Source organism: Bosea sp. OAE506, from assembly GCF_040546595.1.
Lineage (GTDB): Bacteria > Pseudomonadota > Alphaproteobacteria > Rhizobiales > Beijerinckiaceae > Allobosea.
Map to the genome: position 1 here is coordinate 4,570,329 of NZ_JBEPOB010000001.1, position 26,175 is coordinate 4,596,503.

Consider the following 26,175-nt stretch of genomic DNA (forward strand, 5'->3'; position numbering starts at 1 on the left):
GGCAGCTTCGTGCGGCCCGGACGCGATTGACGTCGAAAGCAGCGCCGTCCTGCTGAAATCGATGCAGAAGATTGCTTGCGCTCCGGCGAATTTCGCAGGATTCATCCGCCCGGGGAGCCAGGGGCATCATGACCACGATCGAACTCGATTCACGCGACCGCGCCATCCTGCGGATCCTGCAGGCGGATGGCCGGATCACGAACTCCGATCTCGCCGAAAAGGTGCATCTGTCGCCCTCGGCCTGCCTGCGCCGGGTGCGCCAGCTCGAGGAGAGCGGGCTGATCCGCGGCTATGCGATGATCCTCGACGACAAGATCGCGGGGTTTCCGGGCACCGCATTTGTCTTCGTGACGCTCGACCAGCAGGGCCGCGCCTCGCTGGAGGGCTTCGAGCAGGCGGTGCAGAACCTGCCCGAGATCCTCGAATGCCATCTGCTCGCCGGCGCGCATGACTATCTGATGCGGGTGATCTATCGCGACAGCGCCGACTTCGAGCGCATCCACACCGACATCATCACGCAGCTGCCGGGCGTCACCCGCGTCCAGTCGACGCTGACGCTGCGCTCGATCAAGAAGAGCTCGGCCCTTCCCGTCTGAGCCGCCCGGCCGGGGTTGCAGGCCGGGCCGCTCCGGCGGATAAGCGACGCGACAACGGGAATCATGCCGTGAGCGAAGCCATCTCCAACGACGACGTCGCCGCCCTGCCCTTCGAGGCAGCGCTGAAGCAGCTCGAGGATATCGTCGCCCGGCTGGAGCGGGGCGACGTGCCGCTCGAGGAATCGATCGCGATCTACACGCGCGGCGAGGCGCTGAAGTCGCGCTGCGACGCGCTGCTGAAGCAGGCCGAGGCTCGCATCGAGAAGATCACCCTCTCCGCCGACGGCAAGCCGACGGGCACCGCCCCGCTCGACGTGGATCGGTAGCCGCTCTTTCTCCCGCCCGAAACGACGCGCTAACGCAGTCGGGCTCTCACACCGACGGGCCGCGCCGCGGCAACCTTGCCCTCTGGCCGGCGAGCCCGCACTCTGGCTGCCTCACCGGAGAGGTTCGCCATGTCCCAGCTTCCCGCCGAAGACCCCGTCCTGGGCGATGCCCGCTCCTGCGAGGCGATCGAGCAGGTCATCGTGCCACGCGCGCATGATCTTGGCGGCTTCTCGGTTCGCCGCGCGCTGCCCTCGGTGGGGCGCAAGATGGTCGGGCCCTTCATCTTCTTCGACCAGATGGGGCCTGCGGAATTCCTGCTCGGCCAGGGGATCGATGTCCGCCCGCACCCGCATATCGGGCTCTCGACCGTGACCTATCTCTTCGACGGCGAGATCATGCACCGGGATTCGCTGGGCACCGCGCTGCCGATCCGTCCCGGGGCGGTCAATCTGATGACGGCGGGGCGCGGCATCGTCCACTCCGAGCGCACCGGGCTGGAGGAGCGCCAGAAGCCGCCGAAGCTGTTCGGCATCCAGGCCTGGCTCGCCTTGCCGAAATCGCATGAGGAGACCGCGCCGGCCTTCGTCCACCATGCGGCCCCCGAACTGCCGCGGATCGTGGAAGGCGGCAAGCGCATCAGCCTGATCATGGGCTCGGCCTATGGCCAGACCTCGCCCGTCAGCTTTCCCTGGGATGCGCTCTATGCCGAGGCCGTGCTCTCGCCGGGCGCGATCCTGCCGCTCGATTCCGATTATGACGAGCGCGCGATCTATATCGTCTCCGGAAAGGTCGACATTGCCGGCGACGAGTTCGGCGCCGGGCAGTTGCTGATCTTCAAGCCGGGCGACCGCATCTCGATCCTCGGCATCGACCAGACCCGGCTGATGATCGTCGGCGGCGAGCCGATGGACGGCCCCCGCCACATCTGGTGGAACTTCGTCTCCTCGTCGAAGGAGCGGATCGACCAGGCCAAGGCGGAATGGAAGGCGGGGCGCTTCGACACCGTGCCGGGCGACGAGGCCGAGTTCATCCCGCTGCCCGAGGGGTGAGCTCTCCCTCCGGCATCGCCTTCAGCCGCGGCATCGGCGAGGCGAGGATCGCGAGCGCCGAGAGGGCAAAGAGCACGACTGGCAGCCCGATCGCCGCCTCCAGCCCCCCGTATTCGGCCGCGAGCCCGCCCGCCAGAGCGCCGAGCGGGCGCATGCCATAGATCGCCGTGGTCAGCGTCGCGCTGACGCGGCCGAGCAGATGCGGCGGCGTCACCGCCTGGCGCAGGCTGGTCTGGGCGATGAACCAGAGGATCGGGCCGAAGCCGAAGAGGAAGAAGGCGAGCGCGAGCGCGGGCCAGCCGAAGGCGGGCGGCGCCAGCGCCAGCAGGGCCGCCCCGAGCAGTGACGAGGCTGGGCCGAAGACGAGGACGATCCCCACCGGCAGTCGCGCGATGAGGGTCGCGCCACTGACCGCTCCGGCGATCAACCCGGCGCCATAGACGGCCGTGGCGAGGCCGATCCGCTCCGGGGCCAGCAGCAGAATGCGCGCGGCATAGGGCGCCACCATCGCGGTGAAGGCGAAGAAGGCGAGGTTCCAGGCGATGGCGCAGAGCGCGATCGGCCGCAGATAGGGGTGGCGGGCGACGAAGCGGCCGCCTTCGGCGATGGCCCGGTGCAGTGGCAGCCGCGGCGGCGGCGGCGGGCGCTCGCCCGGCAGGCGGGAGGCAGCCGCCAGCGCCAGCACGCCCGCGAGCGCGCAGAGGCTCAAGCCGAGCCAGCCCTGCCCACGCGAAACCGCCCAGCCGGCGATCAGCGGCGCCGCCAGGCTGAAGACGGCGCGGCCCAGTTCGAGCCGCCCATTCGCGCGCGGCAGGTCGGCGATCGCGACGGTGCGCGGCATCAGCACGAAGATCGACAGCGCGATCACCACCGCGCCGGCCGCAGCGGCAAAGCTCGTCGCGGCCAGCAGCCAGCCGGTGTGGCCGAGCGCCAGCAGAGCCGCGCCTGCCGCCGCGCCCGTCGCGATCAGGGCCCCACCGAAGCGGATGAGATCGCGCGGGGCGAGCCTGTCGGAGAATACGCCGGCCGGCAGCGACACCAGCAGCCAGGCCGCGGACTGGGCCGCGACCAGCAGGCCGACGAGGCGCGGGCTGGCGCCACCTTGCGTCGCCGCCAGCGTGATCGTGTCGAGCGCCAGCCGGTCGGCGAACTGGGCCATGGTCCCGGGGAGCAGCAGGATCGGGAAGGCGGTGGGCGTCACGGAGGAACTCCTGCCGAGGAGGTCGGCAGGTGATGTCAGCCGGCGCCGGCGGCTCCCACCCGTTTCCTGTTGAGGCCTGCTCTCAGGCCACCATGGGCGGGATGGCGAGGTGGTGATCCGTCGCCTGCTGGAAGGCGAAGCCGATGCGAAGCGCCATCGCCTCCTGATAGCCCAGGCAGGAGATCTGCAGCGAGAGCGGCAGGCCCGACGCGGTGAAGCCGTTGGGCAGCGACAGCCCGCACATCTCCATGACATTGCCGAAACGCGTGAAGCGCGACGGCATCACATCCTGATCGACCGCATCGAGCGGGATCGCAGGGGTGGCGGTGCTCGGGGTCAGCAGGGCGTCGATATCGGCCATCGCCACGGCGAGGTCGCGCTTGGCCTGGGCCTGGAAGGCCTTCGTGGCCAGATAATCCTGCGCGGTCAGTTCAGCGCCGGCGAGGAAGCGGGCGCGGACCGCCGGGTCGAGCGGCGCGGAGGCGTCCTGCGCCATGGCACCGCCGTTGAAGAAAGCTTCGGCCATGACGATGCCGCTCGTCGTGGTGAAATGCTCGAGCGGCCAGGGCAGATCGATGTCGACGATCTCGGCGCCGAGGCCGGCGAGCGTGGTCAGCGAGCGGTCATAGGCCGCCAGCACCTGCGCGTCGCAGCCAGCGCGGTCGCGCTGCGGCATGCGAGCGAGGCGCAGGCCGCGCACGCCGCGCCGCAGCGTCGACATCGGGCTCTCGGACATGACGCCGCGGGTGTTCGGGTCGGCGGCATCGGGCCCCTGCAGGACGTCGTAGAGCAGAGCGCAATCCTCGACGCTGCGCGCCATCGGCCCGGGCGTGTCGAGCGTCGCGGAGAGCGGGATGACGCCGGTGACCGGGATGCGCCCGATCGTGACCTTCAGCCCGGTGATGCCGCAGAAGGCGGCCGGCAGCCGGACCGATCCGCCCGTATCCGTTCCGATCGCCCAGGGCGCCAGCCTTGCAGCGACGGCGACGCCGGAGCCGCTGGAGGAGCCGCCCGGCGTGTGCGGCACGGCCTCGTCCCAGGGGTTCCAGGGCGTGCCCATGTGTTCGTTGGTGCCCCAGCCGCCATAGGCGAACTCGACCGTATGCGTCTTGCCGAGCACGATCATGCCCTGGGCGAACATGCGCCTGGCGATGGTTGCGGTCATGGTCGAGCGGCGGCCGCGCCAATGGGCCGAGCCGCCGGTGGTGATGCGCCCCTCGAGGTCGATCAGATCCTTCAGCGCGACCGGCATGCCGTGCAACGGCCCCACCGCATGGCCGGCGCGGATCGCCTTCTCCGCAGCCTCGGCGGCGAGCCGCGCATCGTCGGCATAGACGTCGACGAAAGCGTGCAGCTTCGGGTCGAGCCGCTCGATCCGTGCCAGCAGCGCCTCGACGACATCGACGGGCGAGAGCCGCCGGGCCGCGATCTCCCGCGCCAGGACATGGGCCGGCCACAGGGCCGGGTCCGAACTGCTGCGAGAGGCGGTGTCCATGAGGGTCACTGCATGCTGATGCGGGTCAAATCGACGAACCAGGATTGCGGGGAGACAAAGCCCTGGACCTTCTTCGACATGGCGCGCGGATTGAGATCGTGGACAACATACAGCCAGGGCGGATCGTCCACCAGCCGCTCATGCGCGAACGCGGTCTGCGCCTCGATCACGCGGGGATCGTTCGCCGCGGCGAGCTTCGCCAGCGCGGCCTCGAAGGCGGCATCCTTCCATTGCGGGAAGTTGAAGCCGTTGGGCGGGGCGCTGGCGGCGCCGAAATAGCGGGCCATGACGCTCGGATCGGTCGAGGGGCCGGCGATGTTGAGGGCGAGCGAGCCGCCCAGCGAGGGCTGGTCGGGCTGGGCGCGCATGCTGTTGAGCAGGACCTGCCATTCCGAGACGTTGAACTCGATCCGGATGTCGCAGGCCTCCCTCATGCTGGCCTGGAGGAACTCGTTCATCGGCAGCGGCGCCATCTGGCCGGAGCCCGAGGTCGAGATCATGACCTTGAAGGTCAGCGGCTTCTGCGGGCCGAACCCGGCCTCGGCCAGCAACGCCTTCGCCTTGGCGGGGTCGAAGCGATAGCGATTGGCGGGCTTGCCGAAGGCAGGGTCGCTGGCCTTGAGCCAGCCGATGGCCGGCTCGGCCGTGCCATTGAGCAGGGCGACGATGCCGTCGCGGTCGACACAGTAGTTCAGGGCCTGGCGGACGCGCACATCCTTCAGCGGGCTGTCCGCCGCGCCGATGTTGAACAGCCAGGGCCAGACATGCGGGTAGGAGCCCGTCGTGATGGCGAAGCCCGCCTGCCGCAGCGACGGGATGCCGTCCGTCGGCGGGACCTCGATCCAGTCGACCTGGCCGGTGCGCAGAGCCGCCAGCCGCGCATTCGCCTCCGGCATGGGCAGCAGCACGACCTTGTCGAGCTTCGCCTTGCCGGCGGCGTCCCAGTAGCCGTCATGGCGCACCAGTTCGACGCGCTCGCGCGGGACCACGCTGGCGATCCGGAACGGACCGGTGCCGGCCGACGGCAGCAGCGCCGTCTTCGCCCAATCGCGGCCGGCCTTCTCGAAGGAGGCGGGCGAGCTCAGCAGCGCCAGCGAGACCATGTAGGGGAAGTAGGAGGCGGCCGAGTTGGTGGTGATCGCCACGGTCGAGGCGTCGATCTTGCGGTAGCCGGTCATGATCGGCGCCCGGGCCCGGATGATCGCGGCCGCCGGCGCCTCGAACTGCGGCGCATCCTTGTTGAAATAGCGCTCGAAGTTCCAGATCACCGCATCGGCATCGAAGGGCGTCCCGTCATGGAAGGTGACGCCGCGGCGCAGATGGAAGATCCAGGTCGTCGGGTCGCCGGGAGCCTGCTCCCAGCGCTCGGCCAGGCCCGGCCGCAGCGGCGCCAGACGATCCGTGGTGGTGAGATCCCACAGCACGAGGCTCTCGAAGACGGGGTAGCCGAGGAAACGCATTCCCTCGAAGCCGTTGTTGGGCATGCCGGTGGCGGTGGGGATGTCGGCCGCCGTCATGGCGATGCGGAGCGTGCCCTGCGACTGCGCTGGCTGGCTGAGACCGACGCAGGCCAGCCCGGCCAGCAACGCGATCCTGAGAGCGGCCCTGCACCGCCCCGCGACCTCTGCAGACCCCTTGAAACGCATCGCTTTTCTCCCCCGTCCTAGCGTCGCCCGGCTGCCGTTGGAGCAAGTTGCATGCCTCTGCACAAGCCGGTTTGAGCCGCCGACGCGTGCAGAAGGCGGCTTATCCATAACCTTATGGTAAACGAAGCTTTCACAGGGGCGATGGCCAGGCTGAGCGGTGGCGCGCCAGCCCGCGCGACCTTGCCGCCCTTGTGCCACCCCGGCGGGATGCGATAGACCCGGCGCGTGACCCAGCGCCCTCACACGCCGATCCTCGACCGCGTCCACACGCCCGACGATCTCCGCAAACTGCCCGACAGCGATCTGCGTCAGGTCGCCGAGGAGTTGCGGCAGGAGACGATCAGCGCCGTCTCCGTAACGGGCGGCCATCTCGGCGCCGGTCTCGGCGTCGTCGAGCTGACGGTCGCACTGCACCACGTCTTCGATACGCCGCGCGACCGGCTGATCTGGGATGTCGGGCATCAGGCCTATCCCCACAAGATCCTCACCGGCCGGCGCGAGCGCATCCGCACCCTGCGCCAGCCCGGCGGACTGTCCGGCTTCACGCGTCGTTCGGAGAGCGAATACGACCCCTTTGGCGCGGCGCATTCCTCGACCTCGATCTCGGCCGGTCTCGGCATGGCGGTGGCCCGCGATCTCGCCGGCGGCAGCAACAATGTCATCGCCGTGATCGGCGACGGGGCGATGTCGGCCGGCATGGCCTATGAGGCGATGAACAATGCGGGAGCGCTCGGCTCGCGCCTCGTCGTCATCCTCAACGACAACGACATGTCGATCGCCCCGCCCGTCGGCGCGATGTCGGCCTATCTCGCCCGCCTCGTCTCGGGGCGGACCTATCGCTCGCTGCGCGAGATCGGCAAGCATCTGGCCGAGCGGCTGCCGCGCTTCTTCCACGAGAAGGCCAAGCGCACGGAGGAGTTCGCGCGCGGCTTCTTCACCGGCGGGACGCTGTTCGAGGAGCTGGGCTTCTACTATGTCGGCCCGATCGACGGGCATAATCTAGACCATCTGCTGCCGGTCCTGCGCAATGTGCGCGACTCGCAGACGGGGCCGATCCTCGTCCATGTCGTGACGCAGAAGGGCAAGGGCTACGCTCCCGCCGAGGCCAGCGCCGACAAGTATCACGGGGTGGTCAAGTTCGACCCGGTCACAGGCCAGCAGGCCAAGGCGCCCGCCAATGCGCCGAGCTACACGGCCGTTTTCGGCAATGCTCTGATCAAGGCCGCCCGCGAGGACGACAAGATCGTCGCGGTGACCGCCGCGATGCCGTCGGGCACCGGCATCGACGCCTTCGGCAAGGAATTTCCGGCGCGCACCTTCGATGTCGGCATTGCCGAACAGCATGCGGTGACCTTCGCTGCCGGCCTCGCGACCGAGGGCTACAAGCCGTTCTGCGCGATCTACTCCACGTTTATGCAACGGGCCTACGACCAGGTCGTCCATGACGTGGCGATCCAGAAGCTGCCCGTGCGCTTCGCGCTCGACCGCGCCGGGCTGGTCGGCGCCGACGGCGCGACCCATGCCGGCGCCTTCGACATCGCCTATCTCGCCTGCCTGCCGGACATGGTCGTGATGGCCGCGGCCGACGAGGCGGAGCTGACGCATATGGTCGCCACGGCGGCCGCCTTCGACGAGGGGCCGATCGCCTTCCGCTATCCGCGCGGCGAAGGCGTGGGGGTCGAAATCCCCGATATCGGCGTGCCGCTCGAGATCGGCCGCGGGCGGGTGGTGCGCGAGGGCTCGCGCGTCGCGCTGCTCTCGCTCGGCACGCGCCTTGCCGAGTGCCTGATGGCGGCCGAGCAGCTCGGCCAGCGCGGCCTGTCGACCACCGTCGCGGATGCGCGCTTCGCCAAGCCGCTCGACGAGGCGCTGATCCTGCGGCTCGCCCGCGAGCACGAAATCCTCGTCACGGTCGAGGAAGGCTCGGTCGGCGGGTTCGGCGCGCATGTGCTGCACCTGCTCGCCCGCTGCGGCGCGCTCGATGGTGGACTCAAGGTGCGCACGCTGACTCTGCCCGACACCTATCAGGAGCATGACAAGCCCGAGGCGATGTACGCCGCCGCCGGCCTCGATGCCGCCGGGATCGTGCGGACGGTGGAAGGGGCGCTCGGCGTCCCGGTCGCGGCCAGGCGCGCCTGACCGCAGTCCCGTGGCGGTCGTCGTCAAGAGCCGGGCAGACCAGTTGCTCGTCGATCGCGGGCTGTGCGAGAGCCGTGCGCGCGCCCAGGCCGCCATCGCCGCCGGCCTCGTGATCGCCGATGGCCATCCTGTCCGCAAGGCATCCCAGATGCTCGCGCCAACAGCGGTGCTGACCGCGCAGGCGCCGCACCCTTACGTCTCGCGAGGCGCGCTCAAGCTGGCTGAGGCGCTCGATGTCTTCGGCTTCGATCCGAAGGACCGCGTCTGCATCGATGTCGGCGCCTCGACCGGAGGATTCACCGACCTCCTGTTGAAGCGCGGCGCGCGCCACGTCATCGCTGTCGATGTCGGCCGCGACCAGTTGCATGCGTCGCTGCGGGGTGATCCGCGGGTGACAAGCCTCGAAGGCTGCGACATCCGCAGCCTGACGGCTGCCGAGCTTCCCGAGCCGCCGACGCTCGCCGCGATCGATGTCAGCTTCATCTCGCTGAGGCTCGTGCTGCCTGCGGTGGCGGCTCTGCTGGCGCCCGATGCGGCGATCGCCGCGCTGATCAAGCCGCAATTCGAGGCCGGCCGCGCGGCGCTGAAGAAAGGCATCGTGCGCGACGAGGCGGTGCACCAGCGCGTCTGCGCGGAGATTGCGACCGTGATGGCCGAACTCGGCTTCACGATCGAAGAGCCCGTCCCCTCCCCGATCGAGGGTGGCGACGGCAATCGCGAGTTCCTGATCGGCGGGCGCCGGGCGGGCTGATCAGCGGCGCAGCAGCGCGTCGACCTCCGCCTGCAATTCGCGCATCTCGATCGCGACGATATCGACGGCGCCATTGGCGTTGATGAACTCGGTGGCGCGGGCGATCTGCCGGCGCAGCGCGTCACCCGCCACTTCGACGATGGTGATGGCATCCAGTCGGTCGGCGCGGTCGGCGAGGAGAGCGGTTGCCGTCGTGACCAGCCGCGTCATGGCGCGGCAGAGTTCCTCGAAGCCCTCCCGCCGCTCGGGCGGCACGAGGTCATAGGCCGCCAGCGCGGAGGCCGCGATGCGCAGAGGCGATGTCTCGAAATGCTCGCGATAGGTCACGCTGCGCCAGGCCTTGAGATCCTGCACGATGTCGGGATCGTCGGCCGCCAGGTCGATCAGCATCAGCGCTTCGGCAAAGCGGTTGAGATAGTCCGTCGAGAGGCGCGGATGCTTGGCCATATCCGCTCAGCGTCCTCTCCCTCGGCCCGTACCCCGGTCGCGGAGCCGGTCGGCGCGTGCCCGAACAGGCGGCGATCATGCGGCGGCAAACCCAAAGAAAGTGTTGATCGCGCCCACAGGGAGGGCCACATCGGGGTCATGTGCGGTCGCTATGCCATCACCCTGCCCCCCACCGCGATGCGCTCGCTGTTCGGCTATGCCGAGCAGCCGAACTTTCCGCCGCGCTACAACATCGCGCCGACGCAGCCCGTGCCGGTGGTGCGACAGCACGAGGGCGAGCGCCAGTTCATGCTGATGCGCTGGGGCTTCATCCCGGGCTGGGTCAAGGACCCCAAAGACTTCCCGCTCGTGATCAACATCCGCGGCGAGAGCGCCGCGACCAAGCCTTCCTTCCGCGCGGCGCTGACACGGCGGCGCTGCCTGATGCCGGCCGACGGCTTCTATGAATGGCACCGGCTCGGCGAGGGTCGGCAGGCCGAGAGCCGGGCCTATCTGTTCCGGCGGCCCGACCGCGGGCTCTTCGCCTTCGCGGCGCTGTGGGAGACCTGGCATTCGCAGGACGGTTCGGAAATCGATACCGTCGCGCTCGTCAACGGGCCAGCGAACGGGCTGATGTCGGCGATCCACGACCGCTGCCCGGTGATCCTCGATCCGCGCGATTTCGACTGTTGGCTCGATCCCGCGGCCGAGGCTAAGGCCTACACCGCGCTGCTGCGGCCGCCACCGGAGGATCTGCTGGAGATGGTGCGGATCGGCCAAGCCGTGAACAAGGTGGCGAATGACGGCCCGGAGGTTCAGGCGCCGTTCGATCCGGCGACGGCGGAGGCGCCCAAGGCCACGACCGTCAGCGCCAGACCCAAACCGGCGGCGCGCGCCAGGGATGACGGTCAGGGCAGCCTGTTCTGACGTATAGCAGTTCCGACAATCGGGGCGGTTCATTGCCCGAACTGTTGGAACTCACATCGGCAGCACGGCGCCGGGGTTCAGGATGCCCTGCGGGTCCAGCGTTGCCTTCAGCGTCTTCATCAGGGCCAGTTCGACCGGGTCCTTGACACCGGGCAAAAGGTCGCGCTTCAGGCGGCCGATGCCATGCTCGGCCGAGATCGAGCCGTGCATCTCACTGACGATGGCATGGACCGCCGTGTTCATCTCTTCCCAGCGCGCGATGAAGCCGGCCTTGTCGGCGCCGACGGGCTGGCTGACGTTGAAGTGGATGTTGCCGTCGCCCATGTGGCCGAAGGGCAGCGGCCGGCAGCCCGGCACCATCGCCGAGACGGCTTCCGAGGCGCGGGCGATGAAGGCCGGCACCGCATGCAGCGGCACCGAGACGTCGTGCTTGATCGAGCCGCCCTCATAGGTCTGCACCTCGGACAGCATTTCGCGCAGCTTCCAGAAATCGGCGCGCTGGGCGAGCGAACCGGCGAGCGCGGCATCGGTGACCAGCCCGTTCTCCAGGGCCTCGCCGAGGAAGGCCTCGACCGCCTCGTCGAGCCCGCTTGCGGACTGGGCGGAGACTTCCATCAGCACATACCAGGGCGAGGGCTCCGAGAGCGGATCGCGCGCGCCGGCGGCGTGGCGCAGGACGAACTCGACGCCCAGCCGCGACATCAGCTCGAAGGTGGTGAGCGTGCCGCCGGCGCCGGCCTTGGCGGCGTTGAGCAGCGCCAGCGCGGCTTCAGGGTCGGGCACGGCGAGGAAGGCGGTGGCGCGCGCGGCGGGCTGCGGGAACAGCTTCAGCACGGCAGCGGTGATGATGCCGAGCGTGCCCTCGGCGCCGATGAAGAGGTTCTTCAAATCGTAGCCGGTGTTGTCCTTGCGGAGCTGGCGCAGCCCGTTCCAGATCCGCCCGTCGGCGAGCACGACCTCGAGGCCCATGCAGAGCTCGCGGGCATTGCCATAGGCCAGCACCGCCGTGCCGCCGGCATTGGTCGAGAGGTTGCCGCCAATGGTGCAGGAGCCTTCCGAGGCGAGCGAGAGCGGGAAGAGGCGCCCGGCCGCTTCCGCCGCTTCTTGCGCTTTCTGCAGCGTCAGCCCGGCTTCCACCGTCATCGTGTCGCTGTCGGTATCGAGGCTGCGGACGCGATCCATCCGCTGCAGCGAGAGCACGATCTCGCGGCCCTCGGCGATCGGGATCTGGCCGCCGACGAGGCCGGTGTTGCCGCCCTGGGGCACGAGGCGCGTGCCGGTGCGGGCGGCGAGCTTGACGAGCTCGGCGACCTCCTGTGTCGAGCCCGGCCGCACGATCGCCTGCGCCTTGCCGCGGAACAGGTCCCGCCATTCCTTGAGGTAGGGCACCATGGCGTCGGCATCGGTGACGATGTTCTTCGCGCCGACGATGGCCGCCATGTCGTCGAGGATGGATGCGCTCACGGATGCCTCCGGGGTCTCAGCTCTTCTTGGCGCGCCGGAACACGCCGACGAGCTCGATATGGGCGGAATAGCGGAACTGGTCGACCGGCGTCACACCGTCCAGCGCATATCCGCCCGCGATCAGGATCGCGGCGTCGCGCGCGAAGCTCCCCGCGTCGCAGGACACGTAGATCACGGTCGGGGTCTTCGCCGCCGCCAGCCGCCGCGCCTGGGCCTCGGCGCCGGCGCGCGGCGGGTCGAGGATGACGGCGTCGAAGCCGTTCAGTTCGTGCTCCAGCAGCGGGCGCCGGAAGAGATCGCGCACATCGCTGGCGATCGGCTTCAGCGCTTGCGTCGTGCTGGCGGCGCGCGTCAGGGCCAAAATGGCGGCCTTGTCGCTCTCGACGGCCAGCACCTGCGCGCGCTCGGCGAGGCGAAACGAGATCGGCCCGCAACCGGCGAAGAGATCGGCAACGCGCTTGGCCTTGGCAGGCAATGCAGCAAGCACCAGCGCGCCGATGGCCTCCTCACCCGCAACCGTCGCCTGGAGGAAGCCGCCGGGCGCGGGTGCGACCATCGCCTTGCCCATGCGCTGCTGCGGCGGGCGGCGCTCGACGACGATCTCGCCATGCATCGAGAGACGCGCCAGATCGAGCCGCTCGGCCGCCTCGGTCAGGGACAGCCTGAGCTTCTCGCCAGCCGGGCCGTGGCCGCGAATGTCGATGTCGAGCCCGGCCTCGGAGGCCGTGACCTGGATGTCGAGCGGCTTGTTGGACCCGCCGAGCCGGTTGGCGACGAGCTGGGCGGCGGCCGGTGCGCGGGCCAGCCCCGGCGCCAGCACCGGGCAGGCCGGCACGGCGACCAGATCATGGCTGCGCGCGACCATGAAGCCGACGAGCATGCCGGGGCCCTCGCGCCGGGCGTGGAAGGTGACGCGGCGGCGGCCGGCGCCATGCGCGTCGACGATCTCCGCGATGGGCGCTGCGATGCCCGCCCGCTCCAGCGTGGTCTCGACCTGCCGCCGCTTCCATTCGCGGTAAACGCTTTCCGACATGTGCTGCGCGGCGCAACCGCCGCAGCGGGTGAAGAGCGGGCAGATCGGTGCGATGCGCGATTCGGCGGGTGTGATGATCTCGACCAGCTGGGCGCGCTCGCCATCGCGCACCGCACGCACCGTCTCGCCGGGCAGCGCATAGGGCACGAAGACATCGCCCGTCGGCGTCTGCGCGATGCCGTCGCCGCGCAGGCCGAGGCGGCCGACGGAGAGAATCTCGTTCATCGCGAGCGTCATCGGGGGCAAAATCGTCTCCGGCGCCGGCCATCGCCGATCGCCCTGTTTCGTTCGGGGGCCGAGCGGCGCGAGGCTGGTGACCCGTCCGCCGCTTTCGCCTATCAGGTTGGGAGCAAACAGGGAAATCCGGATATGGCGAGCCGCGACGGCGTCATCGAAGCGATCGGCAACACGCCTCTCATCAAGCTGAAGCGGGCCTCGGAGCAGACGGGCTGCACCATCCTCGGCAAGGCCGAGTTCATGAACCCCGGCCAGTCGGTCAAGGACCGCGCTGCGCTCGCCATCATCCGCGACGCCGAGGCGAAGGGGCAGCTGCGGCCGGGCGGCGTCATCGTCGAGGGCACGGCCGGCAACACCGGCATCGGCATCGCGCTCGTCGGCAATGCGCTGGGCTATCGCTCCGTGATCGTGATCCCGGAGACGCAGAGCCAGGAGAAGAAGGACATGCTGCGGCTGGCCGGGGCGACGCTGGTCGAGGTGCCGGCCGTCGGCTACGTCAACCCGAACAACTATGTGAAGGTCTCGGGCCGGCTTGCCGCAGAGCTGGCGAAGACCGAGCCCAACGGCGCGATATGGGCCAACCAGTTCGACAACACCGCCAACCGCCAGGGCCATGTCGAGACGACCGGCCCCGAGATCTGGGCGCAGACCGACGGAAAGGTCGACGGCTTCATCTGCGCGGTCGGCACCGGCGGCACGCTGGCGGGCACCGGCATCGCGCTGAAGCGCTTCAACCCGAAGATCACCATCGGGCTGGCCGATCCGATGGGCGCGGCGCTGCATTCCTTCTACACGACCGGCGAGCTCAAGTCCGAGGGCTCCTCGATCACCGAGGGCATCGGCCAGGGCCGCATCACCGCCAATCTGGTCGACGCGCCGATCGACGTCTCCTTCCAGATCCCGGATTCGGAGGCGATCCCGATCGTCTTCGATCTGCTCGAGCATGAGGGGCTGTGCCTGGGCGGCTCGTCGGGCGTCAATGTCGCGGGCGCGATCCGGCTCGCCCGGCAGCTCGGCCCCGGCCACACCATCGTGACGATCCTCTGCGACTACGGCACGCGCTATCAGTCCAAGCTGTTCAACCCCGCGTTCCTGCGCTCAAAGGGCCTGCCCGTGCCGGGCTGGCTGGAGCGGGATGCCGGCGCGTTGAAGGAGACGGTCGCGCGCGTGATGGGCTGACCGGCGATGCCGCTCGACCCCGCTTCCCCGCTCGCGCGGCTGATCGACGCGCCGCTGCGGCCCGGGCGTGTCGTCTGGATCGGCCTGCGCCCGGCGCGGCGGGCACCGATGGTCGCCGTCGAAACGGCGACGCTCGACGCCAGCGAAGGGCTCATCGGCGACCATTACAGCAGCCGCACCGGCGGCGCCCGCCACGTCACGCTGATCCAGGCCGAGCATCTGGACGCGATCGCCTCGTATCTTGGCCGTGACGGGCTCAGTCCCGATCTGCTCCGGCGCAACAGTGTGGTCGCGGGAATCAACCTCGCCGCCCTCAAGGGTCGGCGTTTCAGGCTCGGCTCCGCGCTGCTGGAGGCGACCGGGGAATGCCATCCCTGCTCGCGAATGGAGGAGATCCTTGGCGTGGGCGGCTACAACTCCGTGCGCGGCCATGGCGGGATCACGGCGCGGGTGGTCGAGGGCGGCGGCGTCGGGATCGGAGATGCACTGGAGCGCCTGCCCACGCCGTGAGATCGGCTCGACAAGCCCGAGATCGGCGCGATCGGATTAACTCAAAATGCGCTCTTCTGCCCTAAGGTCATGCTTTGGCCGCATCAGGGTTGCGGCGGTTCGGGTCCACCGCCCATGCGCATCGTCCGCTATGCCGATTTCCGCATCAGCAAGAAGCTGCTCTGCCTGCTGATGCTCGTTGCGGTGCCCTTCGGCCTAATGACCTATGCCTATCTCGACCAGGCCAAGAAGGACATCAACTTCGCCAGCCGGGAGCTCGACGGGGTCCGCTATCTACAGACGCTGACGCCGCTGATCGGCGAGCTGTCGCGCCGGTCGGCTTCGCTTCCAGCAGAGAGGATCGCGGCGGTCGAGGCCGGTCGCGCGGCCTTCGACGAGGTCTTCGGCTCGGGCGACGCCGTCACCGCCTTCCTGCGCGCCGCGGTCCGCCCGGATCCGGTGCAGGCGATGGAGCAGGCCCAGAGCGCGCTGGTGAAGATCGCCGACGGCTCCTACCTGACGCTCGATCCCAAGCTCGACAGCTATTACCTCATGAGCGTCGCAACCGTGCTGCTACCCGAGTTCGCGACGTCCGCCGCCCTGCTGCGCCGGGCGCTGGATCCCTTCCGGGCCGGGTTCGGCTCGCGTGGCGATGTCGCGGTTCTGGTGTCGGCCGAGAGCCGCTTCGCCCGCTCGCGCGACGCCGTGCAGAATGCGATCGCCTCTGCCGTCGAAGGCAATGCCGGCGGCGGGCTTCAGGCGCAGATCGGCGATGCGGCGCTGGCCCTGCTCAAGGGCGCCCATACGGTGACGCGGGCGATGCAGGCGATCATCGTCGAGATGGACAGCGCCCCGATGGTGCGGCTCGTCGCCGAAGCCGAGGCCGCCCTCGACGCAGAGGCCGACACGATTCCCAAGCTGTCGCGCGTGGTCGAGACGAGCCTCGCCGCGCTGCTCGCCGACCGGATCGCGTTCCATCGCAGCGAGATCGCGATGAAGCTCGGTCTCCAGCTCACCTTCTTCATCGTCATCATCTTCTTCACGGTCGCGGCGGCGCGCAGTCTCACGATGCCCCTCGTGGCGCTCTCGAGCGAGGTGGCGCGCGTTTCCGCCGGCCAGCGCGAGACTGCCATCAGCGGCTGCGACCGCTCGGACGAGATCGGCGACATCGCCCGCGCGATCGAGGATTTCCGCCGCCAGCTCATCGCAGCCGACGCCGCCCGGCTGGAGATGGATGCGATCGAGGGCCGTAATGCGCAGGAGCGCGAACGGCTGCTGCACAATGTAGCGAACCGCTTCCAGGCGGCCGCCGGCGACATCGTCGCCAGCGTCGCGGCCGCATCAATGCAGCTCGAGGCGGCCGCCGACGACATGTCCTCGACCGCCGGCCGCGCCCAGAACCGCTCCGAGCTGGTCGGCGTCGCGGCGCGGGAGGCCTCGACCCATGTCAGCTCGATGGCGGTCGCCGCCGAGGAGATCGCCGTCGCCGTCAGCGAGATCAACCGCCAGCTCGACGATTCGAGCCGCTTCGCACGGGATGCGGTGGATCACGCCCGCCGCACCGATGGACGCATGGCGTCCCTGTCGAGCGCGGCGGAGCGGATCGGGTCGGTGCTGGGCGTCATCACCGACATCGCGCAGCAGACGAACCTTCTGGCCCTGAATGCGACGATCGAGGCCGCACGGGCGGGCGAGGCCGGGCGCGGCTTCGCCGTGGTTGCGGCCGAGGTGAAGGCGCTGGCGGCGCAGACCGCGAGCGCCACCCACGACATCGCCAAGCTCGTCGGCGACATGCAGGACGCCGCCCGCAGCTCGGTCGAGTCGATCGGCGAGGTCAGCAGCACGATCGAGAAGATGTCGGACATCTCGACGGCGATGGCGGCCGCCTTCGTCGAGCAGACGGTGATCATCCAGGAGATCTCGAGCAATGCGCAGCGCACCGCGCATCTGACGGTCGAGGTCGCCCATACCATCGGCGAAGTCAGCGGCGGGGCGAAGCTCACGACGGAGGCCGCCGCCCAGGTGAACCTCTCGGCGCGCCAGCTCACCGAGCAGAGCCAGCGGCTCGCCCGCGAGGTCGAGAAGCTGATGGCGACGCTCGCCGCCTGACGGCCGTCCGATCAGCGGTGGTACAGCCGCCCCGGAAGGGCCAGCCGCTCGGGGCCGGCCGGCGGCGCGAAGATCGACACCGCCTTCGGATGGACCTTGAACAAAGCCGGCGTCGCCGTGACGATCTCGCCATCGGCGTTGATGGGCATCGGCTTGCGGGTCTTGATGGTGAACTCGGTGCATTTTGCAGTGCGCACCTCCTGCCAGGCGCCGTGTGTGCCCGAGCGGAAGGAGCGCAGCATCAGCGCCAGCTTCCAGACGTTGCCGAGTTCCAGGCTGTAGAGATCGAGCGAGCCGTCATCGATCTCGGCGTCCTGCTCGACGACATTGCCCCCGCCATAATGGCGGCCGTTGCCGATCGCGATCTGGAAGGTCTCGACCTGGGTCGCCCGCCCCTTCTCGATGATGGTGGCGGCGAAGGTCGAGGCCTTGGTCAGCACCTTGAGGGCGGCGAGCGCGTAGCCCACGCGTCCGAAGCGCTTCTTCAGCGCGGGGTCGAGCCCCTGGGCGAGGTCGCTGCTCAGCCCGATGCTGGCGACATTGAAGAAGGCGTGGCCGTTGACGGTGCCGACATCGACAAGGCGCGTCAGGCCCGCCGCGATGACGCCCGCCGCCTCGGCGGGATCGAGCGGCAGATCGAGCGTGCGGGCGAGGTCATTGGCGGTGCCCATCGGGATGATGCCGAGCGGCAGACCGCTCTCCATCGCGGCCAGCGCCGAGGAGGAGACCGAACCGTCGCCGCCGCAGACGACGACGAGATCCGCCGTGTCGCGCAGCCGAACGATGTCGCGGGCGATCTCGGGCAGATGTTCGAAGGTCTCGACGGTGGTCGTGATGCCACCGTCGTCCAGTCGCTGCAGCACGGCGTCGATCGACTCTCCGCCGCGCCGCGACTTCGGATTGCGGAGCAGAAGGGCTCGCCGTTTCGTGGTTTCCGTCATGGCCTGCGCCGGTTCCCTCTTGGCCGATACCGGCCGGGTCACGGAAGTGGGCGGGCCTTTGCGGCTTTTCAACCGCGGCCGCTCGACGGGCGCGGCGCGGCACCTGCCGCGCCGGGCCCTGTTGCGGCGGCCCGCGTCAGTTGGGCGGGCTCCAGAAGCCGGCCTGGTAGTCGCGGTTCGAGACCGCAGTGGTCTCGTCGGTCTCCATGGCTTCTGTTTGCGGTTCGGGACGGTCGCACTCGTCCTGGGGCAGGGTGTCGCCCTCATGCCGTTCCAGCATCGTCGCTCCTTTCGTCGGTTGGGAGAGGTTGCGGTGGCCGCACTGGGATAGGCCGAAATGCTGCAACGCACAAGAAGCTGAGAGGTTTCATGCCGCAACGCGAAAGACGCTCGGAAAGCGGTGTCAGCCCGCCCGCAACGGCCAGACGATCAGGATCATCGGGACCGCCACCACGAGGACGATCAGCGACAGCGGCGCGCCCAGCCGCGGGTAGTCGCTGAACTTGTAGCCGCCCGGGCCCATCACCAGCGTGTTGCACTGGTGGCCGATCGGCGTGAGGAAATCGCAGGCCGCCCCGATCGCCACCGCCATCAAGAAGGCATCTGGGTTGTAGCCCAGCTTGGCGGCAAAGCCGGCGCCGATCGGCGCCATCACCAGCACGGTCGCGGCATTGTTGAGAAAGGGCGTCACCGCCATCGCGGCGGCCAGGATCAGCGCGACGGAGCCCCAGCCCGGCAGGCCCGCGCCGATCTGCGCCAGCCAGCCAGCGAAGACGTCGGTGGCCCCGGTCGAGCGCAGCGTGTCGCTGACCGGGATCAGCGCCGCCAGCATCAGCAGGATCGGCGCGTCGATGCTGCCATAAGCCTCGCGCAGCGGCAGGCAGCGCAGCGCGATCAGCAGGACCGCGGCGGCGAAGAAGGTCAGCGGCACGGGGGCGAGGCCGAAGGCGAGCGTGACCACGGCCGCCAGCACGATCGACACCGTCAGCACCGCCTTGCGGGTCGAGCCCAGCGAGACGACCCGGTCGGCGAGCGGCAGCAGGCCGAGCTCCATCAGCTTTTCCGGAAGCTGCTTCTCGTCGCCCTGGATGACGACGATGTCGCCGGCCCGCAGGCGGATGTCGCGCAGACGCTGCGTGAAGCGCTCGCCCGCGCGGCTGATCGCGATCATGTTGACGCCGAAGCGGGCGTGAAGGCCGATATCGCCGGCGGACTGGCCAATCAGCACCGAATTGGGACCGATGATCGCCTCGCTGACCTGGTCGGGATCGAGCGCGTCCTCCTTCTCGATCGGCCGGTGCTGGCCGTCGAGGTCGAGGCCGCCCTCGGCGACGACGCGTTCCAGCACAGCCGCGTCGCCGCGCAGGAGAAGCGTGTCGCCGCTTTTGAGGCTGGCATCCGGCAGCGGCGCCTGCAGGCGCCGCTCGTCGCGCAGGATGGCGACGATCTGGAGGTCGCCCCCGCCTAAAGCCTTGAGGTCCGCGACTGTCCGGCCCGCGAGCGCGGAGGCCTGCCCGATCCTGGCCTCGGTCACGTAATCCTTGATGTCGATCGCCTGGTCGAGCGAGACCGCGCCGCGTCGGTCCTGCGGCAGCAGGCGATAGCCGAGGGCGAGGAAAGCGCAGCCGGCGAGCGCGACGACGATGCCGACGGGGGTGAAATCGAACATCGAGAACGGCTGGCCGCCGAGCTCGGCGCGCACGCGCGCGACGATGACATTGGGCGAGGTGCCGACCAGCGTGACGATGCCGCCGAGCAGTGAGGCGAACGCCATCGGCATCAGGAAGACCGAAGGGGACCTGCCGCCCTTGCGGGCGAGCTGATAGGCGATGGGCAGCATCATCGCGAGCGCGCCGATGTTCTTGATGATCGCCGAAAGGACCGCGACCGAGAGCACCAGCAGCACGACCTGCGCCTGCGTCGATCCCAGGGCCGGCATGACGCGCGAGAGGCCACGCTCGATCACGCGCGAACGGGACACCGCGGCGCTGAGAACGAGCGCGCTGCCGACGATGATGACGATGTCGTCGGAGAAACCCTTGAAGGCCTCGCCGGCCGGGATGATGCCGATGGCGACGCCCGCCAGCAGCGCCAGCATGGCGACGATGTCATAACGCAGCCGCCCCCAGAGGAAGGCAGCCATCATCACCGCCACGAGCGAGACGGAAAGCAGTTGGGGGGTCGTCATCGGCAATCGCCCGCATCATCCCGCGCCGCGGGAGACCGCGCCGGCATTCATCCGCCCATCGGCTCAGCCGGAAACCGGTCAGCCGTTTCCGTGCCGATGCGCTAAAGCCACTTCTTCCAGCGGAAGAACATGTAGGGCAGCACGGCGAAGAGGATCATCAGCCCGATCGCCATGGGGTAGCCCCACTGCCACTCCAACTCCGGCATGGTCTTGAAGTTCATGCCGTAGATCGACGCGATCAGCGTTGGTGGCATCAGCGCCACAGAGACGACCGAGAACAGCTTGATGATCTTGTTCTGCTCGATCGAGACGAGGCCCAGCGTCGCGTCGAGCATGAACTGCAGCTTGTTGGAGAGGAAGGTGGCGTGTTCCTCGATGGCCTGCACGTCGCGGACGGCGGCGCGCCATTCGGCCGAGAAGCCGGTCTGCGCCTTCTTCGGTCTCGTATAGTTGGCCGAGAGGAAGAGCAGGACGCGCTCGACCGAAACCATGCTCTCGCGAACATTCGAGATGATGTGCTCGTACTGGCCGATCTTCTGGATCACCGCCTGATAGGCGCTGCCCTGCTCGACGTCCTGGCCGCGACCGGCGAAGATCCGCCGCGACGCATCATCGATCCGGTCGCCGACGCCGCGCAGCACCTCTGCGGCGCGATCGACGATAGCCTCGATCAGCCCGTCCAGCACCGCCTCGGGCTGGGTGCCGCAGCCACCCGGCTTGGTGGCCCGGTTCAGGAAGATGTTGAAGGCGCCGGGCTCGTCATAGCGCACCGTCACCAGTGCCTTGTCGGTCAGGATGAAGGTGACGTCCGCCAGCCGGGGCACGATGGTTTCCGACTGGCAGATGATGCGCGCGGTCATGTAATGCGCGCCGTTCTCGGTGTAGATGATCTCGGACGGCTCGAGATCGTGCATTTCCTCCCGCGTCGGGATCGAAACGCCGAGATGCTTCTCGACGCGCGCATCCTCCCCGGCGGTCGGGTTCAGCAGATCGATCCAGATCGAATCCACCGGAAACGGCGAATCGGCTTCCACCGTGCGGGGCAGGAGCTTGTCGCGCGTCTGCTGGCAGATTCCGTGGATCAGGATCATGGGCGGACCTTCGGGCGGCGCAGGTTGCAGGCTGAGCGCGGCAGGAACGCCGATCCGCAGCCCGTGTCAAACGCTATGGGCCATGCCTCATGACGGGACGGTGAAACGCGGCGGCGCGCTGCCGTCCCTGTCCGTGAAGCCATAATGCCGGGCGAGATCGGCAACATGCAGCACACGGCCGGCATGGCGCGCCACCTCGGCGTCCTGCAGCAGCGCGGCGACGGCGCGGCCGGCATAGGCCGGCGTCTCGCTGTCCGCCTGCGCGAGGCCGGCCTCGCGGACGCGCTCGGTCAGGACATGGCCCGGCGAGAGACCGAGCGCGGTGACACCGAAGGGTTTCAGCTCCTCAGCCATGGCCAGCGTCAGCCTGTGCATCGCCGCCTGCGCCAGATCGTAGAAGACGTCGCCGAGATAGCCGCCGGACGTGTCAAACCCCACCGTCACGATCAGCCCCTTGCGTGACTGGACCATGGCGGGCGCGACCGCGCGCGCCAGCAACAACTGGGCATAGACGCCGCTTTCGAAGCTCTGGCCGAGCCGCGCCACCGGCCGGCGCCAGAACGGCGCCCCAAAAGCCGAGCCGTCGGGATAGCGCTCGCCGTCATAGCCCTCATTGCCGCCCCAGACCGCGTCGACGACACAATCCAGCCGCCCGAAACGGCGCAGGCACCAGGAGACAAGCTGGTCGACCTCCCGTTCGTTGACATGGTCGCAGCGATAGGGATGGCCCTTGCCGCCGGCGGCCTCGACCTCGCGGGCCGTGTCCTCGAAGGTTTCGGGGCGATGGTCGGTGCGCGGACCCGCCTCGCTGGAGCGGCCGGTGACGATGACGGTCGCGCCGGCATCCCCCAGCGCCCGGGCAATGCCGCGCCCGAGCCCGCGCGAGGCACCGGCGACGAGGCAGACGCGGCCGGAAAGCCGCTTCCCGGGATCGTCGTCGTTCATTGCTAAGGGCCTCGCGGTCGGACAGGCGGAGCAGCAGTTGATGCTCTAGACGAGCGCTCCCCTAAAAGGCGAGAGCGATCATGGAAGCCAGTGACGTCGCCGCCTGTTGGGAGGGCAATGCCGAAACCTGGACCCGCCAGGCGCGGGCCGGCTACGATCTCTACCGCGACGCTCTCAACACGCCCGTCTTCATGGCGAACCTGCCCGATGTGGCGGGGTTCGAGGGGCTCGATATCGGCTGCGGCGAGGGTGCGAACTCGCGCCTACTCGCGCAGGCCGGCGCGCGCATGAGTGCGATCGACATCGCTCCGACCTTCATCCGCCATGCGCTGGCAACCGAAGCCACGCAGCCACTCGGCATCGCCTACCAGGTCGGCGACGGCATGGCCCTGCCCTTCCCCGATGCGCGCTTCGACTTCGCCACCGCCTTCATGTCGCTGATGGACATGCCGCGGCAGGACCTCGTGCTGTCCGAGGCGGCACGCGTGCTGAAGCCGGGCGGCTTCCTGCAGTTCTCGATCCTTCACCCGTGTTTCACGCCACCGCAAGGTGCTGCGCGAACCGGACGGGACCGTGCGCGCCGTCGAGGTCGCCCTATACTTTGACGGCATCGATGGCGCGCTCGACATCTGGCGCTTCGGCGCCGCTCCACCCGAGGAGAAAGCCGCCGTCGAGCCGTTCCGGGTGCCGCGCTTCCACCGCACCCTGAGCGAGTGGGTGGCGCTGATCGTTCGAGCTGGGCTCACGATCGAGCACATGGCCGAGCCCTCGGCCAGCCCCGAGATAGCCCGCCTGCATCCCTATATCGCCGACACTCGCGTCGCCCCGCTGTTCCTGCACATCCGCGTCCGCAAGCCGGCCGCGGGATAGCGCAGCGCAGGCCGCTCTCAGGCCGCGAAGACGGCGGCCGCGTCCGCGATGGCGCCCGCGCCCTCCGTCACCGCGAGTTCCAGCGCGGGCGCTTCCGTCACCAGGATCTCGGCGAAGAAGCGGGCTGTGGCGAGGTCATCAGTCCCTTGCGCCTCTGTGCGGGTGGCGAGCGCCTTGCGGGCGAGGCCTGTGCCGCCCTGCGCCAAGGCGAAGAGCTTGAGATAGGGCGTCGCGCCGGCCAGGACGGCCCCCTGGTCGCTGCCCATGGTCGCCAGCATCCACTGCGTCGCGCGCTCCAGCGCATCGACGGCGGCGCCCAGACGCGCCGCGCTGTGGCCGAAGCCGGGGGTGTTGGCCGCCTTCACCTCCGACACCACGGCGCGCATCTGCGCGATCAGGTCGGCCACCGCCTGTCCGCCCGAGAGCGGCAGCTTGCGCAGCACGAGGTCGATGGCCTGGATGCCGTTGGTGCCCTCATAGATCGTGGCGATGCGGGCATCGCGCAGATGCTGGGCGGCGCCGGTCTCCTCGACATAGCCCATGCCGCCATGGATCTGGATGCCGGTGGAGGCGACCTCGACGCCGATATCGGTGGCATAGGCCTTGGCGACGGGTGTAAGGATCGCGGCGCGTTCGGCCGCGGCCTTGCGCGCGGCCTCGTCGGCCTCGCGGTGGGAACGGTCGAGCGCTTCGGCGACCTGATAGGCGATGGCGCGAGCGGCTTGAGTCTTGGCGCGCATCTCCATGAGCATCCGCCGGACGTCGGGATGCATGATGATCGGGCTCATCGGCGCCCCCTTGGGCGCATCAAGCGCCGTGCCCTGGCGGCGCTCCCTCGCGAAATACAGCGCCTGCTGATAGGCCCGCTCGGCGATGGCGACGCCCTGGAGCGCGACGTTGAGGCGGGCGTTGTTCATCATCGTGAACATGCAGGCGAGGCCGCGGTTTTCCTCGCCGATCAACCAGCCGATCGCGCCGCCCTTGTCGCCATAAGCCATGGAGCAGGTCGGAGAAGCGTGGATGCCGAGCTTGTGCTCGATGCCGGAGCAGCGCAGGTCGTTATGAGCGCCGAGCGAACCATCGCCGTTGACGAGGTATTTCGGCACCAGGAAGAGCGAGATGCCGCGCGTGCCGGCCGGCGCATCGGGCAGGCGCGCCAGCACAAGATGCACGATGTTCTCGGTCAGGTCGTGCTCGCCATAGGTGATGTAGATCTTCTGGCCGGTGATCTTGTAGGTGCCGTCGCCCACCGGCTCGGCCTTGGCGCGCAGCGCGTTGAGATCGGAGCCCGCCTGCGGCTCGGTCAGGTTCATCGTGCCCATCCACTCGCCTGAGACGAGCTTGGGCAGATAGGTCTCCTTGAGATGCTCCGAGCCATGGGCGTGCAGCGCCTCGATGGCGCCGACCGTCAGCAGCGGCCCGAGCGCGAAGGCAAAGGCCGCAGAGTTCCACATCTCGATGCAGGCCGATTGCAGCAGCGCCGGCAGCCCCTGGCCGCCATGCTCTGCCGGGGCCGGAAGCGCGTTCCAGCCTGCGCCTGCCCAGGCGGTGTAGGCATCCTTCCAGCCCGGCGGCGTGGTCACGACGCCATCCTTCAGAACCGAGCCGTGCTTGTCGCCGATGCGGTTCAGCGGCGCGAGCACGTCTCCAGCGAATTTCGCGGCTTCGTCGAGCACGGCCTGAGCCATGTCGCCATCAAGCTCCGGCGCCAGACCATCCGCGATCAGCCGGTCGAGGCCCGCGACATGACGCATCGTGGCGAGGATGTCCTCGACGGGGGCGCGATAGCTCATCGTGTCTTCTCCCTGCACGCCAGCCTTGCCACTGTCGCAGCCGGCCATTCTCTGTTTTCGTGACGTCGGCCGACCGTGCGCCTTGCTCCGGCCAGCCGCTTTTGGCGTTGCCGCGATGGTAGCGAGGAACTATCCCCGATGCCATGCGCTGCGCGAACGGCTCCGCTGCAGCACGGATATAGTTTATATGTAAACCGTCTTGGGTCAATCGGGCGCGACCGCCCGGCGATGGAGCCATGGTGACGCAGATTCCCGTGACGCAGGATGCCCCCGTCCCCCCGCATGACAGAGCGCCTGCGCCCTGATCCAGCCGGGATCGCGCGGGCAGCGGAGCTGTTGCGTGAGGGCCGCCTCGTCGCGCTGCCGACCGAGACGGTCTACGGGCTCGCGGCTGACGCGACCTCCGGCACCGCAGTCGCCGGCATCTATGCCGCCAAGGAACGGCCGAGCTTCAACCCACTGATCGCGCATCTGCCCGATCTCGCCGCCGCCCGCCGGCAGGGGCTGTTCGACGCCAACGCGCTGGCGCTGGCCAGAGCCTTCTGGCCAGGCCCGCTCACGCTGGTCGTGCCGGTCTCCGCCGGTTGCGAGGTCAGCGAGCTGGCGCGCGCCGGACTGGGATCGGTCGCGCTGCGGGTGCCGTCGCATCCGGTCGCTCGTGCGATCCTGCAAGCGGCGGGACGCCCCATTGCAGCCCCCTCCGCGAACCGCTCGGGCCGTGTCAGCGCGACCAGCGCGGCGCACGTGCTTGAAGATCTCGACGGGCGGATCGACGCGGTGCTGGACGGGGGCGTAACGGCGGTCGGCGTCGAATCCACCATCGTCGCCTGCCTCGACGGCGCGCCACGCCTGCTGCGGCCCGGCGGCGTGCCCCGCGCCGCGATCGAGGGCGTGATCGGGCGCTCCCTCGTGCTTGCGGGCGAGGCCGGCATGGCGCCGATCTCGCCGGGTCTGCTCGCTTCTCACTACGCGCCTGCCGCGCGCATCCGGCTCGAGGCGGAGGCCCCTCGCCCCGGCGAGGCCTGGCTCGGCTTTGGCAGCGACCCTGCACTGGTGGCGAGCGCCGCACCCGCGCTCGATCTCAGCCCCGGCGGCGATCTCACGGAAGCCGCGGCGAACCTGTTCGGGCATTTGCGGGCGCTCGATGCGGCTGGCCCCGCCGTGATCGCGATCGCGCCGATCCCCGATGACGGGCTGGGCGAGGCGATCAACGACCGGCTCCGGAGGGCTGCCGCGCCGCGCTGAAACCGCCCGCGCACTTGCACTCCTGCAAGATTTC

Annotated in this window: 22 protein-coding genes and 1 pseudogene; 11 read left to right on the forward strand and 12 right to left on the reverse strand. The window is 69.3% G+C overall.

Annotation, left to right across the window (positions count from 1 at the left end):
• The first annotated feature begins 128 nt into the window (after positions 1-128).
• The 3 genes from ABIE41_RS22200 (at position 129) to ABIE41_RS22210 (ending at position 1,972) form a co-directional block, all read left to right on the forward strand.
• Positions 129-596 (forward strand): Lrp/AsnC family transcriptional regulator, encoded by a 468-nt coding sequence (locus ABIE41_RS22200; protein WP_069054388.1) that lies wholly within the window; start codon positions 129-131, stop codon positions 594-596.
• Positions 597-664: 68 nt separating this feature from the next.
• Complete coding sequence (locus ABIE41_RS22205) at positions 665-922, forward strand: exodeoxyribonuclease VII small subunit (protein ID WP_192642389.1); 258 nt, start codon at positions 665-667, stop codon at positions 920-922.
• 129 nt (positions 923-1,051) lie between these two features.
• Positions 1,052-1,972 (forward strand): pirin family protein, encoded by a 921-nt coding sequence (locus tag ABIE41_RS22210; protein WP_192642390.1) that lies wholly within the window; start codon positions 1,052-1,054, stop codon positions 1,970-1,972.
• Here the strand turns inward: ABIE41_RS22210 and ABIE41_RS22215 are convergent.
• The 3 genes from ABIE41_RS22215 to ABIE41_RS22225 all read right to left on the reverse strand — a co-directional run bounded on the left by ABIE41_RS22215 (position 1,950) and on the right by ABIE41_RS22225 (position 6,314).
• Positions 1,950-3,173, reverse strand: a complete 1,224-nt coding sequence (locus tag ABIE41_RS22215) for an MFS transporter (protein WP_192642391.1) — start codon at positions 3,171-3,173, stop codon at positions 1,950-1,952. The two genes, ABIE41_RS22210 and ABIE41_RS22215, sit on opposite strands and share 23 nt — an antisense overlap.
• Before the next feature lie 82 nt (positions 3,174-3,255).
• Positions 3,256-4,668, reverse strand: a complete 1,413-nt coding sequence (locus ABIE41_RS22220) for an amidase (protein ID WP_192642392.1) — start codon at positions 4,666-4,668, stop codon at positions 3,256-3,258.
• A 5-nt stretch (positions 4,669-4,673) separates the two neighbouring features.
• A complete protein-coding gene (locus ABIE41_RS22225) occupies positions 4,674-6,314 on the reverse strand; it encodes an ABC transporter substrate-binding protein (RefSeq protein ID WP_192642393.1) in 1,641 nt (546 codons plus the stop codon).
• A gap of 225 nt (positions 6,315-6,539) precedes the next feature.
• On the opposite strand from ABIE41_RS22225, the gene dxs reads away from it, so the two are divergent.
• Complete coding sequence (dxs, locus tag ABIE41_RS22230; RefSeq protein ID WP_192642394.1) at positions 6,540-8,453, forward strand: 1-deoxy-D-xylulose-5-phosphate synthase; 1,914 nt, start codon at positions 6,540-6,542, stop codon at positions 8,451-8,453.
• 10 nt (positions 8,454-8,463) lie between these two features.
• Positions 8,464-9,204, forward strand: coding sequence for a TlyA family RNA methyltransferase (locus ABIE41_RS22235; RefSeq protein WP_354193121.1), 741 nt, complete (start codon positions 8,464-8,466; stop codon positions 9,202-9,204).
• On the opposite strand, the gene ABIE41_RS22240 is transcribed toward ABIE41_RS22235, so the two are convergent.
• A complete protein-coding gene (locus ABIE41_RS22240; protein ID WP_192642396.1) occupies positions 9,205-9,651 on the reverse strand; it encodes a hypothetical protein in 447 nt (148 codons plus the stop codon).
• Between the two features lie 138 nt (positions 9,652-9,789).
• Here ABIE41_RS22240 and ABIE41_RS22245 point away from each other — a divergent pair, with 138 nt between their 5' ends.
• The gene (locus ABIE41_RS22245) at positions 9,790-10,557 is read left to right on the forward strand and encodes an SOS response-associated peptidase (RefSeq protein ID WP_192642397.1); all 768 of its coding nucleotides are present in this window, start codon (positions 9,790-9,792) and stop codon (positions 10,555-10,557) included.
• A 51-nt stretch (positions 10,558-10,608) separates the two neighbouring features.
• Here the strand turns inward: ABIE41_RS22245 and ABIE41_RS22250 are convergent, their stop codons facing one another.
• Both ABIE41_RS22250 and ABIE41_RS22255 read right to left on the reverse strand, forming a co-directional pair.
• Entirely contained in the window at positions 10,609-11,997 is a 1,389-nt protein-coding gene (locus ABIE41_RS22250; RefSeq protein WP_192642915.1) for an FAD-binding oxidoreductase, read from the reverse strand.
• Between the two features lie 40 nt (positions 11,998-12,037).
• Positions 12,038-13,291 carry a class I SAM-dependent RNA methyltransferase gene (locus tag ABIE41_RS22255; RefSeq protein ID WP_354193124.1) on the reverse strand — a complete coding sequence of 418 codons (1,254 nt, stop codon included), beginning with the start codon at positions 13,289-13,291 and terminating at the stop codon, positions 12,038-12,040.
• Positions 13,292-13,423: 132 nt separating this feature from the next.
• Here ABIE41_RS22255 and ABIE41_RS22260 point away from each other — a divergent pair, with 132 nt between their 5' ends.
• The 3 genes from ABIE41_RS22260 to ABIE41_RS22270 all read left to right on the forward strand — a co-directional run bounded on the left by ABIE41_RS22260 (position 13,424) and on the right by ABIE41_RS22270 (position 17,068).
• Positions 13,424-14,470: a cysteine synthase A gene (locus ABIE41_RS22260; protein ID WP_192642398.1), complete on the forward strand. Its 1,047-nt coding sequence runs from the start codon at positions 13,424-13,426 to the stop codon at positions 14,468-14,470.
• A 6-nt stretch (positions 14,471-14,476) separates the two neighbouring features.
• Entirely contained in the window at positions 14,477-14,980 is a 504-nt protein-coding gene (locus ABIE41_RS22265; RefSeq protein ID WP_192642399.1) for an MOSC domain-containing protein, read from the forward strand.
• 114 nt (positions 14,981-15,094) lie between these two features.
• Positions 15,095-17,068 carry a methyl-accepting chemotaxis protein gene (locus ABIE41_RS22270; RefSeq protein WP_192642400.1) on the forward strand — a complete coding sequence of 658 codons (1,974 nt, stop codon included), beginning with the start codon at positions 15,095-15,097 and terminating at the stop codon, positions 17,066-17,068.
• A gap of 11 nt (positions 17,069-17,079) precedes the next feature.
• Here the strand turns inward: ABIE41_RS22270 and ABIE41_RS22275 are convergent, their stop codons facing one another.
• From ABIE41_RS22275 to ABIE41_RS22295, 5 genes are all read right to left on the reverse strand, one after another.
• Entirely contained in the window at positions 17,080-18,009 is a 930-nt protein-coding gene (locus ABIE41_RS22275; protein WP_192642401.1) for a lipid kinase, read from the reverse strand.
• A gap of 136 nt (positions 18,010-18,145) precedes the next feature.
• Entirely contained in the window at positions 18,146-18,289 is a 144-nt protein-coding gene (locus tag ABIE41_RS22280; RefSeq protein ID WP_192642402.1) for a hypothetical protein, read from the reverse strand.
• A gap of 123 nt (positions 18,290-18,412) precedes the next feature.
• On the reverse strand, positions 18,413-20,197 hold the full coding sequence (locus ABIE41_RS22285; protein ID WP_192642403.1) for an SLC13 family permease: 1,785 nt from the start codon (positions 20,195-20,197) through the stop codon (positions 18,413-18,415).
• 101 nt (positions 20,198-20,298) lie between these two features.
• On the reverse strand, positions 20,299-21,288 hold the full coding sequence (locus tag ABIE41_RS22290; protein WP_192642404.1) for a magnesium transporter CorA family protein: 990 nt from the start codon (positions 21,286-21,288) through the stop codon (positions 20,299-20,301).
• 87 nt (positions 21,289-21,375) lie between these two features.
• Positions 21,376-22,233: an SDR family NAD(P)-dependent oxidoreductase gene (locus tag ABIE41_RS22295; protein ID WP_192642405.1), complete on the reverse strand. Its 858-nt coding sequence runs from the start codon at positions 22,231-22,233 to the stop codon at positions 21,376-21,378.
• 80 nt (positions 22,234-22,313) lie between these two features.
• Between ABIE41_RS22295 and ABIE41_RS22300 the strand changes: the two are divergent.
• A pseudogene (locus tag ABIE41_RS22300) lies at positions 22,314-23,103 on the forward strand (class I SAM-dependent methyltransferase).
• Positions 23,104-23,120: 17 nt separating this feature from the next.
• On the opposite strand, the gene ABIE41_RS22305 reads toward ABIE41_RS22300, so the two are convergent.
• A complete protein-coding gene (locus ABIE41_RS22305) occupies positions 23,121-24,896 on the reverse strand; it encodes an acyl-CoA dehydrogenase family protein (RefSeq protein ID WP_192642406.1) in 1,776 nt (591 codons plus the stop codon).
• Between the two features lie 264 nt (positions 24,897-25,160).
• Between ABIE41_RS22305 and ABIE41_RS22310 the strand changes: the two genes are divergently transcribed.
• Positions 25,161-26,141 carry an L-threonylcarbamoyladenylate synthase gene (locus tag ABIE41_RS22310; RefSeq protein ID WP_465247100.1) on the forward strand — a complete coding sequence of 327 codons (981 nt, stop codon included), beginning with the start codon at positions 25,161-25,163 and terminating at the stop codon, positions 26,139-26,141.
• Positions 26,142-26,175 lie beyond the last annotated feature (34 nt).